The organism is Paenibacillus sp. V4I9, from assembly GCF_030817295.1.
In the GTDB taxonomy this organism is placed as follows: Bacteria; Bacillota; Bacilli; order Paenibacillales; family NBRC-103111; genus Paenibacillus_E.
This window is the reverse complement of the sequence record NZ_JAUSZE010000001.1, coordinates 7584424-7601960: the sequence shown is the minus strand read 5'-3', so window position 1 is coordinate 7601960 and position 17537 is coordinate 7584424. Positions and strand designations below refer to the sequence as shown.

The window sequence follows — 17537 nt, the reverse complement described above, 5'->3', positions numbered from 1 at the left end:
TATAGATCCTCTACTTCACCAATTGACCGCGAGTTACACCAAGTTGGTTCGTCGCTTTCAACGAACGCCATACTTGCGTACCGCTAATCTCACCGTCAATCGCACGGCGGTACAAGTCAAGAATTTCGCGCACCTTGTCTGGCGTCTCTTCAAGGAACTCAACACGGAAGGAACGGATGCCCAGATCCATGAAATGGCTCAAGTACTCAGCACCAGACTGATCCACGGCGTTGTACACCGTATTACGGCAGCCTTCATCGACACGAACCGGATGGGACATACCGACACGGTCTTGCAAAGAAACGCTGTGATCCTCACAAGGACGACCGCAGTTTGTAAAGTCTGTGCCCTCGCTCAGGAACGTACAGTACACGCAGTGCTCTGTATGGAACATCGGCATGTGCTGATGAATAACAACCTCAAGCTTCGAGGTCTCAGTGCGGCGAAGCAAATCGACCATTTGCTGAATGTTTAAATCGTACGAAGGTGTAATCTTCGAAAGACCCGCTTCTAGGAACAAGGCAGCCGTTTTGTGGTTGGCCACATTGAGCGAGAAATCCCCGATTAACTGCGGTTTCGGCGCGTCCGGATTTTCCAACCGATGCTTTAAGAAGAAGTAAGCTGCGCCCGTATTGCGGATCAATACTGCATCTGGATTTAGCTTTAATATATGGTTAAAATAGCCCGTCTCCCCTGGCATGTGAATACGCGGTGTCACCAAGGCAATTTTGCGACCGGCTGCACGAACAGCTTCCACGGCCGCAGGGAACTGCTTAATAAATTCGAAATCCGCATATATAAACTCGATTTCCGTTGTTTCAAGAACAGCCTTCACCTGATCCAAGTTACGGCAAAGCGCAGTAAGCTCTACAGCCTTGCGTTCCGCTAGGGAAAGCGCAGGAGCATTCGCGGCAGCGTTGGTGATAGCTGCCTCAGCAGCTGACTGGATCACGTCGTCATACACGCCGATTTCACGCTTCAAGTAAGCCGGTGGCTTCTGCCGCTCGTCTTCCATCAGCTCGACAGCCATGCGGCGCATACTGTTAAGTTCACGCATCGGCACGATAAGCTCGCCGGTCAGCTGCAGATCCAGCTGACTGAGCTCATAAATCGTTCCGCCAAGGCGTCCGAACTGCTCCGTAAAGAGCTGTTCGTCCATCGGTCTTTTCTCCGCGCGAACCAGCGGAAGCTCGGATTGTACGAAGACGGTATGTCCCCCTTGAATATCCGTCCACCAGCTTTTGAGCGGCTCGCCTTCTACGCCGCTTACCTTCACGCTTACCGGGAAAGTCCGGTAAGGCTTGTCTGTCTCGAACGTCTGGCGCAGGCGCTTGTCCAGCTGTGGATCATTCGTCTTCCAGATGCGGTCCCCGACATGCAGACGGCCTAGCTCCACATCATTGCGTCCCATAATGATCTCGATGAGTCCGCCCTCGGCTTCACCTTCGAGCTTCTCTCCCTTGCGGCGCAAATCGTAGATGCGCCCGCCTTCTTCCTTCTTCGTCGGATCCCCGGCGTCGAAAACAAGCCCGTCACCGCGTTTGAGCGGCGCCTCTAGCTCACAGATCACCCCATCGCGCAAGATCTGCTTGATGCGGCCCACGAAAACCCCACGGCTCTTCGGAAACGTGCCGTCGACAAGCTGTTTATTGTTGGTTCCATTCAAAAAACCAACCGTAAATCCACGCGAGAAGCTTTGCTGAAGCTCACGAACCTCTTCTTTGGTCGGACGAGCATCCTCCCCATCGAAATAACGGTCAATCGCACGGCGATACTTGCTCACGACATTGGCCACATATTCAGGGGTTTTCAGACGCCCTTCAATTTTGAAAGAGCGTACGCCAGCTTCAATAAGCTCCGGAACGATCTCTATCGCTGCCAAATCCTTTGGCGACAGCAAATACGTGACATCGCCCATCGGCTTTTGCACGCCGTCGACCATCAGATCATACGGCAAGCGGCATGCTTGTGCGCATTCTCCACGGTTAGCGGAACGTCCGCCCCACATTTCAGAAGTCAGACACTGACCGGAATAAGATACGCAAAGCGCACCATGCACGAATACTTCCATCGGAAGCTTCGCTTGATCGCCGATTTGTTTAATCTGCTTCAAGTTATTTTCGCGCCCTAACACAACGCGTTCAATATCGAACGGCTTCGTAAACTCAACCGCCTCAGGCGATGTAATCGTCATCTGTGTGGATCCGTGAATCGGGAAATCCGGGGAGATCTGACGTATCATTTTAACCAGACCAAGATCCTGTACAATGACCGCATCCACACCGGCGTCCACACATGCATCTATCAATTGCTTCGCATCATTCAATTCTTCCTCAAACACGAGGATGTTGAAGGTAAGAAAGCCCTTTACCCCATATAGATGAAGAAACGACATAATATCCGGCAGTTCAGCCATCGTAAAGTTATGCGCACGTGCTCTAGCATTAAATTTCTCCACACCAAAAAACACGGCATCCGCCCCATTGGCAACAGCCGCTCTCATACAATCCCAATCCCCCGCAGGGGCCAACAATTCTATATCTTCTCTGCGTATCGTACGCATGGCAGCAAATCCTTTCAATAATAGATCCTCGGGTAACCTCAAAGTCTTCTCTTTAGTGTAACAGAAAGGATAGGTAGGAATCTAGGGCGGGGGGTAATTACAAGCTTAGCCAATATCCGACAGTCGCAACCATGTTGCCAAACGTTTCCTCCCCAAACAGAAACCCTTTAGAAGTTAACAAAGCTTCCTATGAATGCTATAATGGCAAGGATAGTGACCTTTTTAGTAATTGAGGGATACCTTTGGTTTTGTCGAAAATTCGTGTTCTTAAGTTATTGATCGGACTAGGCGTCATCAGTAGCCTATTACTCATTGTCCTTCTTTTATTTTTGCCAAAAGTAGATGAAACCAAGCTTCTCTATGCGACGAGCGGGGATCTTTATGATGCGGCAGCCTATGGAAATTTCCAGCAAACCTTGCAAGCAGGCGTTCACATTGACAAACAAAACCTGCCTTCCTTATCCACGAACCAGCTTCGTAAGTACGATGCAATCTATCTGGATCCTGCCCTTTCGCAAGATGCCGGGTGGGTGGAACAAGTTCCGAAACTCGTAGCATTCGTGAAGCAGGGCGGACATTTATTAGTGGAAAATGGGTTCTCAACCAGCTTTGCACCGGAATTTCTAGGTGCTACAGAGGTTGTGGATTTAAAAAAAGTGCCGCTTATGAGCTTGGGTGGACCCCAATTGGCAGCATCAACACAGAGTCTGAGCTACCCGCAGGTGCCTGTTAATCTGCAAGGTATACAGCAAACTTTTCAATTGTTTAGCCAGAGCTACCTCAAACATAATTCACTGGAAGACTTGCCCGCCTTTAACTTGGGATATGGCTTCGTTCCTTCTACTGGTCAAACGATAGTTGCCATGAACATGGCTGGAAAGCCTGTTTCGCTTGTTATGCAGAACCGCGTTGGAAAAGGCACCGTGCTGATCAGCAGTAACTTTCTGCCTAACCGGTATTTCCTAACAGGCTACGACATGATGAGCGGCATGGATCCGATGCTAGGCTTCTCTCAGCTGGCTGCAAAGTACCAAGCAGAAATGAAACGAGTTCCGGGAACGACTTATTTCAATAGAAAAACGCTGCCGATTGAGCCTTACTTTAACTTTGCTTTTGCTGCAGCGAACATGCAGTATCGCAGTGAGCTGCTCGCTTATGTATCGAAAGAAACACTTGGTTATAGTGTGAAAAAAATCCTTGGCCCTTACGGAAGGCCTGCGATGGCCTTTCAGAATCATTTTGAGGCGATGCCGGCAATTGGGCAAAAGGACGGCATTGCTTGGGCGGAGAAGCTGAAGGAATATAACGAGATTCCCTCGTTTACACTCGTGCGGAACGCCTTCTACTGGGGGCAATGGCGCGAGAGCGTGACGGTGCAGCTTAACACGGGGACGAGCGCGCAGCCGATGTTCGTCGGAGAGCTGCCTGGCTCGGGTTACGCGAGCGGGCTGCACGTGATGGCTGCCGGCAAGCCCCTGCGGCAGGCTTTGTTTCCACAATATCGCGATCTGTCGAGCGCGATTGAGCTGCCTTACCGCGCGTACCCGACGGCCGCGGATATGAACGGCGACGGCCGCACGGACCTCGTCGTCGGCAGCAGTGACGGATTCGTGTATGTGTACACAAATCAAGGCGTGGACGCGGCGGCCTACGCGAGTGAGCCGCTGCCAGAGGGCTTAGCGCTGCCCGACACGTTTGGCGCGCCGGTGAAGCTGGAGCTGGAGTCCGGCTTGCCGCTGCAGCTTGGCCCTTACAGTGCCGTTCACGCCGCAGATGTGAACGGGGATGGCCGCACGGACCTCGTCGTCGCAGGCGAGTCCGGGGCGGTACAGCTTCTGCCGCAGCTCGCTAGCGGCAGGTTCACGAAGCCCGCGGCGCTGCTCGCGGGCGGGAAGCCGCTGCAGCTGCCCGGAGGGCCTGCAGCGCCGTTCGTCGCCGACGTCGATGGCGACGGCAAGCTCGACCTTGTCCTAGGCGGAGCCGATGGACAAGTGTGGCTCTACAAGGGCCGCAGCGCAGCGGCCCTCACACTCGAGCAGGGCAGCGCACTATTCCCGCTGCCGCAGCATGCCACGCACGCCGCACCATCCGTGCGTGACATGGGCGGCGACGGCCGACTCGATATCGTGGTCGGCAGCAGCGACGGGGACCTGCAAGTGTATCTTCAAGGCGCTGATGGCGCTTGGGCGGATGCGGGTCCCCTACAGGGCACATCCCTGAACCAAGTCGGCGATCACGCCTTGGTAGCTGGCCACTACTCCGTCCCGCTTTGGATAGATCTTAATCACGACGGTAAAGACGACCTGGTCGTCGGCGGTATCGAATTCGGGTCCCCCGTTTCGATCGACGACCCGCAGTTTCCTTATCAAGCGGAGCTCCAGGAGTTCATCCAATACGCGCGTGACAATCATTTACAAATCGATCCCCACGTGTTCGTGCATAGTTTCAAAAGTGCTGAACAGGAGCGCACCGAGCTTTCCCTTCACAAGAAAGCATTCGATAAGCTCGGCATCCCTTGGCTGCACCTTGGAACGAACCAACACACGTGGCGCATCAATAACATAGACCACCATCAAACACTGGAAAATGAACAGCAGCAAGGATTATGGTACAATTTCGGATTCTTATCGCCCGATTCGCCTGTTATTCCGCGTCCGGAAGAGATTTGGTCGCTTCCCTTCCTATTACAGGATAAACAAGGGAATACCGATCAAACGATGTTGATTCATACACCGACGCCGGTGCTGCGAACAGGAGACTATGCGACGACAGATGTTTTCGAATCGATGGTTAAATTGGATATGCCGATTGATTATTTCGAGCACATCGAGTACCATTTTCCCGTACCATCCAAAGTTGCTGATTTAACCGAATTCGCTGACTACTTTGACAAGCTTCGTACAAAGCATAATTATAACTTTATGACCGAAACACAGATGGCCAAGTCATTCTTAACTGCTTTGAAAAGCGAGGTTCGTATCAGTCATTCATGGGCCTCTTATTTATGGGACAAGCTGAAAGATCGTTTATCAGGCGGCAGTCCTCATTTTCATGCCACTTTGACACCGAATACCGACAAGGTGCCAAACCTGGCTGGTGAGTACGCTACGACACTGGGTGTCGTCATCGAAAAAGGCGAAAAACTTGCCCTATACTCCCTACAAGGTGATTCGGATATTTATACGACAATTGACAATCGATTCTATCTAGGTTTGGCTAAGCCATCCTCCATCGGTATTGGAGCGACCAAGGAAAAGTTCCACGTCGTGCGTTCTAATGTCCCTTTTGAGCTGACACAGCAAGGAAACACTCATCAATTAGTCCTGAAATCAGCAGGTCTGCAGCAAGTGAAGGTATTCAGTCCTACGGAGCTACTCTTTGACGGATCCGATGCCAAGATCGAGTATGACGCCCAAACACATATGTACACCATCACCCGATACGGTGATTTGACGACACTTTCTTTTACCGCAAAGTGAACTAACGTTCCTTTATCTTATTACCACTTTTATGTTAACCAGGAGGCTTTCCAACATGTCTAATGAAGAATTATTAGCGCAGCTTGAACAGCATATTCGCGAGCGTTATGAAATTGCTGAGGATGACGATGATTTTGACGTTGATGTTCATCTGTTTGATTATGGGTTCATTGACTCCATTGGCGCCACAGCGCTTATCGCCCATATCGAAAAAACATACAGCATCCAAGTGACGAATCAAGATTTAATGCTGTACTCCATGAACACGGTGAGCGAAATTGCCGATTTTATTTCCAAGAAGACTGCGAGGTAACCCACTCATGATGACATGTAAAATTTCTTTAGAAGGCCTGGCTGAAAGTCAGCATGGACAAGTCAAATACGCGTCCGCCTTTGCCGATGAGCATATTCAGGATATTGCCCTTGTGGATGGTCACATCATCATTACGCATAACTCTCCGAATGGAAACGAAGGTATTACCGAGCGGGTTCAGCGTCTCATTGAACGTTTCTCCCATGGCGATTTCGGCTTCAAGGAAAATATTCTATTCGAGCATAAAGTCGATACCCCTTACGAAGGCGATATTATCGCTGAGCTTGTAGAACGTAAAGCAATTAAAGTGTTGGAGCCCGGCCTTTTTATTTTCCGCGAGCCTTTCTCCAGCTTAATGCGTTTCTTCGATTATTCCTTTGTAACGAAGATAGCTAAGCGCTTCGAAGGCATGCAGGAAGAGTCTTATCCAGCTGTCATTCATAGTCACACTTTGAACAAAACGAACCATTTCACTTCATTCCCTGAGCATATCCACTTCGTGACTCATTTGCGTGAAGACTTGGATGTCATCGAGTCCTTCTCTCAATCGATCCGCGAAGCTGGCGGTTGGAACCGGGATCAGCCATTGGAGCTTGATAACAACATGGTGAAGCCGAACTTTATGATGAATCCTTCTACATGTTATCACTGCTATGAAGGCCTAGAGAATGAAACGCTTGAGGGTGACGGCATCGTCGTTACAGCCATTGCGAAATGTCACCGCTTCGAGTCCAAAAACCACACCGATTTCGGTCGTCTGCTCGACTTCTCGATGCGCGAAATTATTTTCGTTGGTAAACCAGACTTCGTCAAAGAAAATCGCCTAAAATCGATCGAATATCTGAAAGAGCTTGCCGTTGAATGGAACGTGGACAGCATGATGGAGATCGCCAACGACCCGTTCTTCACGAACGATTTCCAAGTGAAAGCATCTTTCCAACGCAATCAAGAGATGAAATATGAGCTGCGCTTGAGCATTCCTCATGTGAAGAAATCAATCGCCTGCTCCTCTGTAAACTTTCATAGCAACACGTTTGGGAATGCTTTTAATATTAAAATGGGCAAGCGCAACGCCGTTACAGGCTGTGTAGGCTTTGGAATCGAACGCTGGGCGTTCGCATTCTTGGCGCAGTACGGACTCGACGAGCAGCAGTGGCCTGCCACATTCCGTGAGCAGTACCATGCTTGGCAGGAGAAGGCGCTGTAAGAGCTTTGTCTCTTCTCTCTAACTATTTTGTCTTGCGGGCCTACAGCAGCTCCCGTTGTTGGGTGTCGATGAGTGATTCCTCGATGGTCTAAGTTTTATATTTTGTGCAACAATATCTCCTTAAAGTGGTCTTTACCAGCAACAAAGTTGCATTTCGTACAACAATTCTAGTCCAAAACGACTAATATGATGAAAATCTCTCTGAATTGTTGTATTTTCTACAACATATAGCCAATATGCTGAAGGAATTGAAAGTATTGTTGCACAAAATGCAACTTCACCCCCAGTTGGGGGCGTTGAGCTCGCTGGATTCGTCGGATACGCGGAGTCTTATACTCGTTGAACTCGTTCGGTACATTGGGCTCGTTCTGGGTGCGTTGGGCTCCCCTCAGAACCCAGCCATATCCGCCATTCACCTGCACGTTTACATCAAAGTAACATCAAAATGGCCCACACGCCGACATTAGCTGTACGAATACAGTTCATTGTCAGCTGTGGGCCAACTAACTTATGCTTCATGCGTTCTCTATGGCAAACCAGACGTTGAAGCGTCCATCCTATACAAAGATAATGAGTGATACCGTTGAAAGTAGCTGCATTTCTCAAAAAAAATAGCTTCGTACTCGGCCTGCTGCTGGCATTCGTCGTCTCCGACCTGCTCATTTCCTGGTGGAACCCGATGGATAGCTCGCGCCGTTTTTACAAAAACGACTTTACCAAAACGCTCTACCACCACGGCTGGTCCCAATCGGGTCCGGTTTTCTTCGGTAATTCGTCCGTTACGGGTGCGTATATCGAAGAGAAATCCGAAGCTCATTTAGTCGAGATGGGACTATCCTATGGAAAGCTAACCGACCTGAAAGCCATCCTATCGAATAACCTTTACCAGGTAAAGGATGAGCTTGTGATTGGCATCGATGTTCACACCATGCTGGACTCACTTGAAACCGATCCAACCTACCAATGGTTCAAACCCTGGTATCAGCCTTATGTTTACACGTACCGCGACTATTTTCGAGACTCCGGTGAAGAGTTTGCTCGTAATTTGCGCAAAGGCAGCCTTGCCTACGAGCCCCGCTGGATTGATAAAGAGCTTTACCCCGGTCGCAAAGACGATGCTTTCCTAAAGACGAAATGGACCGATTATGATAAACGCTTTGGTTCCATGACACTAAAGGATTTTCAGGCTAATTTGGATGCTCTGCAGTGGGTTATCCAGTATGCGAATAAACATCAACTTCCTCTGCGAGTGATTTGGATGCCGTGGAACAAAGGCTATGCGGATCCGCCTTACGTCGCCTCCTTGATGCAAGAGGCAAACCGCCAGCTGCAAGCTGCGAATGTGCCTACGCTGGATTTGCTGCACAAATACGATCCACGCTATTTCCATGACCTTGTCCACTTGAACCGCGAAGAGGGCGCGCCGCTATTTACGAAGGAGGTAGACACATGGTTAAAATCCTTAGGAAAACCATCGAAGTCCTGATCTATCTCGTGATGCTGTATTTGGTTTTCATCTATTTTACTGGCAAGGGCTTGTTTATCTACGAGAAATTCTAATATTTCTAAATTTTCTAGAAGTCTAAGATGAGACTGATCAAGCTTTCGAAGCGAGGAGTTCTATAGCTATGTTTTATATGCACATGAACGCAATTATCGCTATGATTGGCATGGTTGCCGTTCTGATGCTCACCCGCAAGTGGGCTAATAACAAACGCATTCTGATGATTATTTTCAGCCTCTGCTTCCTGCTGCTGTTCAGCCAGAAGCTGCTCATTTTCTATGCTGTTTTTACGGTCATTAATTATGCTGGCTTTGTCTATCTATGCCGAACGACGTTATGGCGTAAAGCGACCTTTATTTTCGCGATTGCCGCTAATGTTGTCGGTGTGTTTATCGGTGTCCGGCTTTTCGTCATGGACATTTTTCACAATCCGTTGTTCGATGCTATCATCTATTTAGGCCTCATTTATAACGTGCTTAAAGTAATCGATGCTTACTATTTCGCTTATTTCTTCGGTAAAGAAGGTCAAGTTCCAGCCATAGATTACGCGAATTACCTGCTTTTCATTCCAACTTTTACATCGGGGCCAATTTTAAAATTCCGTGATTTCATGGCCGACAGCAAAAAGCCTTACAACGTAGACGCTGCGCTCTTCGAAGACAGTGTGAAACGGATCATTTTAGGATTGTTTAAGAAAATTGTTGTGGTCACCTGGATGACCAGCGTTTTCGATCAAGTGTTGAAGCAGGATCTGCACACCCATCAGTCGTTATTTCTATTGGTCTGGTTCTATGCACTTATTTACTTCGATTTCTCCGGTTATTCCGATATGGCGATCGGCTTTGGGCGATTGATGGGCTATACGATGCCTGAGAACTTCAAGCGTCCACTCTTCTCGCCTTCCATGACGCAGTTTTGGCGAAATTGGCACGCGACGCTAGGCGATTTTTTCCGTGATCATATCTTCATGTTCTTCTCCCGTACTGCTCCATCCCGCTGGGTAGCCTCCAGCTTGTCCGTTCTGATTATGGTCTTGATTGGTCTGTGGCATGGCTTTACATGGCTTTATTTCTTCTACGGGCTCTACCATGGGATCATTCTGGCCATCGAAAATATATTCAAAATCACTACCGTTAATAAAAAGAAAGTATCCAAAACTTATTTCTACTTCCGTTGTTTCGTGACACAAGCGTTGGTTACGTTCTCGGTTATTATTTACAGCTCCAATTATGAGACGGTACTTCGGATCTATAAAGGCTTGCTTCATTTTACTGGATGATAGTGGTATAATTTGTGTGATTGTTTACCATTTATGGAGGTGTACCTAATGAAGTTAGGCGTTTTTATGGTTCTGTTCGGTGGAAAACCTTTCGAGGAAGCGTTGGATTACATTGCTGCGAAAGGCTTAGATGCTGTTGAAATCGGTACAGGGGGCTATCCCGGTACAGCGCATTGCAACCCAAGCGAACTTCTCGCAGACGCAGGGAAACTAAAAGCATTTAAACATGCGGTTGAATCCCGCGGTTTGACAATCAGCGCACTTAGCGCCCACGGTAACCCGCTGCACCCGCAAAAACACATTGCTAAAGAGTTTCACGATGCTATCATACAAACGATTGATCTTGCTGAGCGCCTAGAGGTACCTGTAATTAATACGTTCTCTGGCTGTCCTGGTGACCATGAGGATGCGAAGTATCCGAACTGGCCGGTAGCGCCTTGGCCGAATGATTTCCAAGAAATTCTGGACTGGCAGTGGGGGAATAAAATTATTCCTTACTGGACAGAAACAGGTAAGTACGCTTCCGACCGTAATATTAAAATTGGTCTGGAATTACACGGTGGTTTCTCCGTACATACGCCAGCAACCCTCCTTCGTCTGCGCGAAGCAGCAGGTGAAGCAATAGGAGCGAATCTTGACCCAAGTCACATGTGGTGGCAAGGTATCGATCCTGTTCAAGCCGTTCAAATTCTTGGCCGTGCCGGAGCGATTCACCATTTCCACGCCAAAGATACATCTCTTGATGTTAACAATGTGAACCGCTATGGTGTAACAGACATGCAATCCTATGCTAACATGCTTGACCGCGCTTGGCAGTTCCGTTCCGTTGGTTATGGTCACGATATGAAAGTTTGGGCTGACATCATTAGCGCTTTGCGCCTTGTTGGTTATGACTATGTTGTGAGCATTGAGCACGAAGACGGTTTGATGTCCGTTGAAGAAGGATTCTCCAAAGCGGTGCAAAATCTCCAACAAGTGCTCATCAAGGAACCTCTTGGTGAAATGTGGTGGGTATAAGCATTTGCTTTAAATAAAACAAAAAAGCCCGCAGGCGCCGTTGATCTTACGATCTTGGTCCTGTGGGCTTTTATCTTGTTTTGCTCGGAATTACCAGCCTCTGATCATAACGACATCCATGAAGCCGAATACGAGCAAGGAAACCCCCGCAAATCCTAGGGCAAACAAATTTCTTCTAGGGTTGATCAGCTCTCTGATGAAAGCAATGGCGATGACCACCGTGAAGATCAAAACATAAATATCAAAGCTTGTATACGTACTTGTTGTTGCTGCTGCTTCCGCTAATAACATGGTGAAACCTCCTTATAGTAACTCGGTGCAAGGCACACGTCCTGCTATTTTAATTCTATGTTAGCTTGATTGGGCACTAGATGCAAGTGATTACACTGATGTGTAACAAGTTTGTCACCTTTTGCAGGGCTTGACCACATCACAACGCCGTGAATGGATGGGTTCATCGGAGCTCATACATCAAACTATTGATTTCTTCTTGATGTTTCGCGATTTCTCAAACCTGCCTCGTAAGTATAAAATGTCCATCTCTTCGAATATTTATAACTCTGTGCATGCTGTGATTCAATGCTTAACTTATACACAAGCTACAAAAAAAATAAACCCGAAATCCCTATCAAGGGACGTTGCGGGTTCTATGTTTCATAGAGTTGCACTTCTTAAACGACTAGTCCGTACCCGGGGTCGAATTCTTTATACTCCTCGATGTATGCGTTTTGTAGTTTTTCTGCTAATTCTTTCTCCTGCCAAGCTAAGAATCGAAAAGGATCAATACCTAAAGCAGAAACAATCTGTTGTAACTCTAACGTCGGTTTCATAACAAGCCTCCATAAAGTAGATAGATTAGAACTGCTTATAAGTAAGAGGGATATTTTCGTATGCAACTTATAACCTAATTATAGGTCTATTCTCCTTCATTGCGATAGAGGGTTAAATTGTCGAAGCTTGTATCATTCAATTAAGTCTTAACAAAATTCAAGGTATGTTAGTCGGAATTATGACAAAAGAACAAAATAAGCTTGGCGATACGATTTCTTGTATCGCGAGCCAAGCTTATTCCGGTAACTTATTAGCCGACTGATTCTTCTAGCACTTCAAGTCGATTTGCGTAGTTCTCAGAGCGCTCCTGATCCCGTTCGAGGATCGGTTTCAAGTATTGGCCGGTGTAGGACCCGGCCACCTTCACGACATCCTCCGGCGTACCGGCAGCCACGATCAGTCCTCCGCGGGTACCACCCTCGGGGCCTAGATCGATGACGTGGTCCGCCGTCTTGATTACATCGAGGTTATGCTCGATGACAAGTACGGTTTCACCGTTCTCGACGAGACGGTGAAGCACCTTCAGCAGACGATCGATATCGTGGATGTGGAGCCCCGTAGTGGGCTCATCCAGGATGTAGATCGTCTTGCCTGTGCTGCGGCGGTACAGCTCAGCCGCGAGCTTCACACGCTGGGCTTCGCCGCCGGACAGCGTAGTCGCTGGCTGGCCGAGGGTCATGTAGCCCAGCCCCACATCCAGAAGTGTCGTCAGCTTACGATGAATACGCGGCAAGTTCTTGAAGAACTCGCAGCCGTCCTCAATCGTCATCTCTAACACTTCAGAAATGCTCTTGCCTTTGTACTTCACTTCCATGGTCTCGCGGTTGTATCGTTTGCCTTTACAGACTTCACAAGGCACGTACACGTCCGGTAAGAAGTGCATCTCGATCTTGATGATGCCGTCTCCACGACAAGCCTCACAACGGCCGCCCTTCACGTTAAAGCTGAAGCGGCCTTTCTTGTAACCGCGAACCTTAGCTTCGTTCGTATTCGCATACACATCACGGATATCATCAAAAACACCGGTATACGTCGCTGGATTCGAGCGTGGCGTACGACCAATCGGTGATTGGTCAATATCGATGACTTTATCAATGTGTTCAAGGCCCACAATTTCCTTGTGCTCACCAGGGCGCACCTTAGCTCCGTTTAAGTCACGCGACAAGGTTTTGAACAAAATCTCATTAATCAACGTACTTTTGCCTGAACCGGATACCCCTGTTACACAGGTGAATACACCGAGTGGCACTTTAGCTGATACGTTGCGTAAATTATTTTCTTTGGCACCTTTGATCTCGATCCATTTCCCATTCGGCTTGCGTCGCGCTGCTGGAATAGGAATGAAACGTTTGCCGCTAAGGTATTGTCCTGTAAGAGAATTATCGTCTTTCATTAACTCTTTAGGCGTACCTTGCGCAATGACTTGTCCGCCATGAATACCGGCACCAGGACCGATATCGATAATGTAATCCGCGGCCATCATCGTGTCTTCATCATGTTCCACGACGATTAATGTATTACCGAGATCACGCATATGTTCGAGCGTCTGAATCAGACGCGTATTATCTCTCTGATGCAGTCCAATGCTGGGCTCATCCAAAATATATAGGACACCCATCAAACTTGAACCGATCTGAGTAGCCAAGCGTATCCGCTGTGCTTCTCCACCCGATAACGTACCTGCAGCACGATGCATCGTTAAGTAATCAAGACCTACGTTGACTAGGAACCCTAGGCGAGATCTGATTTCCTTGAGAATCAAATTGGAAATCGTTAGCTCCCGTTCATTCAAGTCCAACCCTTTGAACCATTCCTCAGCGTCACCAATCGAGAGGGAAGTTGCATGAGCAATGTTTTTGCCATTGATCGTCACAGCTAACGTTTCGGGCTTCAAACGCTGTCCTTTACACTTCGGACAAGGCTTCGTGCTCATATACGTCTGAATGTGCTCCCTGATCCCCTCAGAGAACGTATCTTTGAATCTGCGTTCTAAGTTGCGAATGATTCCCTCGAAAGGAACTAACGCTTCCTTGCTCGCTCCCATATCATTCTCGTATCGGAAGCGAATCTTCTCCCCGCCTGTTCCATAAAGGATAACCTTCATCTGATCACTGTTTATCTCAGAAACAGGTATATTGCGCGGAATGGAATAATGTTCACAAACCGCCGCAAGAAACTGCGGATAATAGTTGGAAGTGCTGCCGGCCCAAGCTTCGAACGCTCCCTCTTCAATCGTTAACTTCGCATCAGGAACAAGTAGATCAGGATCAACGATCATCTGACTGCCTAGTCCATCACAATCGGGACAAGCACCGAAGGGACTGTTAAACGAAAACATTCTTGGCGCTAATTCTTCAACGCTGAAGCCGCACTCTGGACAGGCTAAGTTTTGGCTAAAGAGCAGCTCTTCTTTGTCAATGATATCGACGATTACCCTACCATTTGCCAACTTGAGCGCTGTCTCCAGGGAATCCGCAAGACGAGTTTGAACATCCTCTTTGATCACGATGCGGTCAACAACGACCTCGATCGTGTGCTTTTTATTTTTGTCGAGTTCAATCTTCTCAGCGAGATCGACCGTTTCACCATTGACACGCACCCTGACGAATCCCTGCTTTTGAATATCAGCAAGCAGCTTTGTATGTTCGCCTTTGCGTCCTGAAATAAGGGGAGCTAGAATCTGGAGCTTCGTTCGTTCCGGATACTCCATAATGCGATCCACCATTTGTTCCACGGTTTGCGATGTAATCTCAATACCATGGGTCGGACAATGCGGACGTCCAATTCGAGCATATAGCAAGCGTAAATAGTCGTAAATCTCCGTTACGGTCCCAACCGTGGAACGCGGATTACGGCTTGTTGTCTTCTGATCAATGGAAATAGCCGGCGATAGACCTTCAATCGAATCTACATCCGGCTTATCCATTTGCCCTAGAAATTGTCTGGCATAGGCAGATAGAGATTCAACGTATCTGCGCTGCCCCTCCGCATAAATCGTATCAAAGGCAAGCGACGATTTCCCTGATCCACTTAAGCCTGTGAGAACAACAAACTTATCACGTGGAATCGTGACATCGATATTTTTCAGATTATGAGCTCTAGCTCCTTTAATGACAATTTGATCTCTAGACACAGTACCCTTCCTCTCCTATGTGAAGCTGAAGCCCCTTCTAGGCGTCAGCTTTCATTTCCATAATAGCATCACGCAGCTGCGCGGCTCGTTCGAACTGTAGGTTCTTCGCAGCCTCTTTCATCTCGCCTTCCAAACGCTCGATCAGCGATGCGCGATCCTTCTTCGACATCTTCGCACCCTTCACATCGGCCAGATAATCCGCTTTCTGTTCAGCCACCTTCGTAGCTTCAATGACATCGCGGATTTTCTTGGCAATCGTTTGCGGTGTGATCCCGAGCTTCTCATTATGCGCTTCTTGAATACTTCGACGGCGACTCGTCTCATAAATCGCTTTCTGCATGGAATCTGTTATTTTATCTCCATACATAATCACACGACCGTCTGAATTTCTCGCTGCACGACCGATGGTTTGAATCAGCGATCGTTCTGAGCGTAGGAAGCCTTCTTTGTCCGCATCTAGAATAGCGACCAGCGAAACCTCAGGTAAATCAAGCCCTTCCCTAAGGAGGTTAATCCCTACGAGAACATGGAAAACACCTAACCGCAAATCTCGTAGAATCTGCATACGTTCAAATGTCTTGATATCCGAGTGCAAATAGCGCACTTTAATGCCAATTTCCTTAAAATAATCAGTTAAATCTTCTGACATTTTCTTCGTTAACGTCGTTACGAGCACACGCTCATCTTTACGAATTCGATCATGAATTTCGGCAATTAAATCATCGATTTGTCCTTTAGTAGGTCTTACTTCAATGATTGGATCCAACAGCCCCGTAGGACGTATAATTTGTTGTATCATTTCCGGGCAATGTTCCAACTCGTAGGGTCCAGGTGTAGCTGATATATATAAAACTTGACTGATTTTTTCCTCAAACTCTTCAAAGCGTAGTGGACGGTTATCGAGCGCCGACGGCAAACGGAAACCATGGTCAACTAGTACTTCTTTTCTTGCTTTGTCTCCATTATACATCGCGCGAATCTGCGGCAAAGTCGCATGGGATTCATCGACCATGAAAAGCATATCCTCTGGGAAATAATCCATAAGCGTATACGGCGTAGCTCCCCGCTCACGGAAAGTCAGCGGTCCTGAGTAATTCTCAATCCCATTGCAGAAACCCATCTCTTGCATCATTTCCATATCATAACGCGTCCGTTGTTCCAGCCTCTGTGCTTCGAGCAGTTTTCCTTGCTCCTTCAGCACGGCAAGACGATCCTCAAGCTCACGTTCAATATTCACGAGCGCACGCTTCATCGTATCTTCGTGCGTCACAAAGTGCGACGCTGGAAAGATAGCGATATGATCGCGCTCGCCGATAATCTCGCCGGTGAGCACATTGATTTCCGTAATCCGTTCGATTTCGTCACCAAACAACTCAACTCTCACCGCTTGTTCGCCATGCGACGCTGGAAAAATCTCAACGACATCTCCGCGCACGCGAAAAGTCCCGCGCACAAAATTCAAATCATTCCGCTGATATTGAATATCCACGAGCTTGTGTAAAATCTCATTGCGCGATTTCTCCATACCTACACGTAAAGAAAGCAGCATATTGCCATATTCAACAGGCGAACCCAAGCCGTAAATACACGACACGCTCGCTACGACAATAACGTCACGGCGTTCAAATAACGAGCTTGTCGCTGAGTGACGAAGCTTATCAATCTCTTCATTGATGCTGGAATCTTTCTCGATGTAAGTGTCAGAGGAGGCAATGTAGGCTTCTGGTTGGTAGTAATCATAGTAACTAACGAAGTAGGAGACGGCATTATGAGGGAAAAATTCTTTAAATTCACTGCACAACTGTGCGGCTAACGTTTTGTTATGCGCAATAATTAGGGTAGGACGGTTCAACTTGGCAATGACTTGCGCCGCTGTGAACGTTTTTCCCGTTCCCGTCGCACCTAAGAGCGTCTGATGCTTATTACCTGCTTGTATACTTTGAACAATTTCCTCAATCGCTTTAGGCTGATCGCCTTGCGGGGAAAAATCGGATACAAGCTCAAACTTCTTAGAGCTAATGACCAGTTCACTCATCAATAATCACCTACACTTATTCGAACTTTTTAAACCCACATTTTATCGAAATAAATCGAACTTTTATCCTATTAACTTTCCTTATGCTATTTCCGATATAGAAGTTTATGGAACTTATTCGCACAAATATGAAGGATTCTCTAAATTCATCCATCATAAGAATGTTTGTTCTGGTT

The 17537-nt window shown here is 47.7% G+C and carries 11 protein-coding genes; 6 read left to right on the top strand and 5 right to left on the bottom strand.

The window, feature by feature from the left end; translation table 11 throughout:
- Positions 1-10 precede the first annotated feature (10 nt).
- Entirely contained in the window at positions 11-2563 is a 2553-nt protein-coding gene (locus QFZ81_RS34980; RefSeq protein WP_307606428.1) for a U32 family peptidase, read from the bottom strand.
- 248 nt (positions 2564-2811) lie between these two features.
- Here QFZ81_RS34980 and QFZ81_RS34975 point away from each other — a divergent pair, with 248 nt between their 5' ends.
- The 6 genes from QFZ81_RS34975 to QFZ81_RS34950 all read left to right on the top strand — a co-directional run bounded on the left by QFZ81_RS34975 (position 2812) and on the right by QFZ81_RS34950 (position 11362).
- Positions 2812-6042 carry an FG-GAP repeat domain-containing protein gene (locus QFZ81_RS34975; protein ID WP_307606426.1) on the top strand — a complete coding sequence of 1077 codons (3231 nt, stop codon included), beginning with the start codon at positions 2812-2814 and terminating at the stop codon, positions 6040-6042.
- Between the two features lie 55 nt (positions 6043-6097).
- Positions 6098-6355 carry an acyl carrier protein gene (locus QFZ81_RS34970; RefSeq protein WP_029194863.1) on the top strand — a complete coding sequence of 86 codons (258 nt, stop codon included), beginning with the start codon at positions 6098-6100 and terminating at the stop codon, positions 6353-6355.
- Positions 6356-6362: 7 nt separating this feature from the next.
- Positions 6363-7562, top strand: a complete 1200-nt coding sequence (locus QFZ81_RS34965) for a class-II aminoacyl-tRNA synthetase family protein (RefSeq protein WP_307606424.1) — start codon at positions 6363-6365, stop codon at positions 7560-7562.
- A gap of 583 nt (positions 7563-8145) precedes the next feature.
- On the top strand, positions 8146-9048 hold the full coding sequence (locus QFZ81_RS34960) for a hypothetical protein (RefSeq protein WP_307606422.1): 903 nt from the start codon (positions 8146-8148) through the stop codon (positions 9046-9048).
- A 142-nt stretch (positions 9049-9190) separates the two neighbouring features.
- A complete protein-coding gene (locus QFZ81_RS34955) occupies positions 9191-10345 on the top strand; it encodes an MBOAT family O-acyltransferase (RefSeq protein WP_307436439.1) in 1155 nt (384 codons plus the stop codon).
- Between the two features lie 48 nt (positions 10346-10393).
- Complete coding sequence (locus QFZ81_RS34950; protein WP_307606420.1) at positions 10394-11362, top strand: sugar phosphate isomerase/epimerase family protein; 969 nt, start codon at positions 10394-10396, stop codon at positions 11360-11362.
- A gap of 90 nt (positions 11363-11452) precedes the next feature.
- Here the strand turns inward: QFZ81_RS34950 and QFZ81_RS34945 are convergent, their stop codons facing one another.
- The 4 genes from QFZ81_RS34945 to uvrB form a co-directional block, all read right to left on the bottom strand.
- Entirely contained in the window at positions 11453-11653 is a 201-nt protein-coding gene (locus tag QFZ81_RS34945; protein ID WP_307436445.1) for a DUF2759 family protein, read from the bottom strand.
- Between the two features lie 380 nt (positions 11654-12033).
- A complete protein-coding gene (locus QFZ81_RS34940; protein ID WP_307436449.1) occupies positions 12034-12192 on the bottom strand; it encodes a hypothetical protein in 159 nt (52 codons plus the stop codon).
- Positions 12193-12443: 251 nt separating this feature from the next.
- Positions 12444-15326, bottom strand: coding sequence for an excinuclease ABC subunit UvrA (gene uvrA / locus QFZ81_RS34935; RefSeq protein ID WP_307436452.1), 2883 nt, complete (start codon positions 15324-15326; stop codon positions 12444-12446).
- Between the two features lie 37 nt (positions 15327-15363).
- On the bottom strand, positions 15364-17361 hold the full coding sequence (gene uvrB / locus QFZ81_RS34930) for an excinuclease ABC subunit UvrB (protein ID WP_307606418.1): 1998 nt from the start codon (positions 17359-17361) through the stop codon (positions 15364-15366).
- Positions 17362-17537 lie beyond the last annotated feature (176 nt).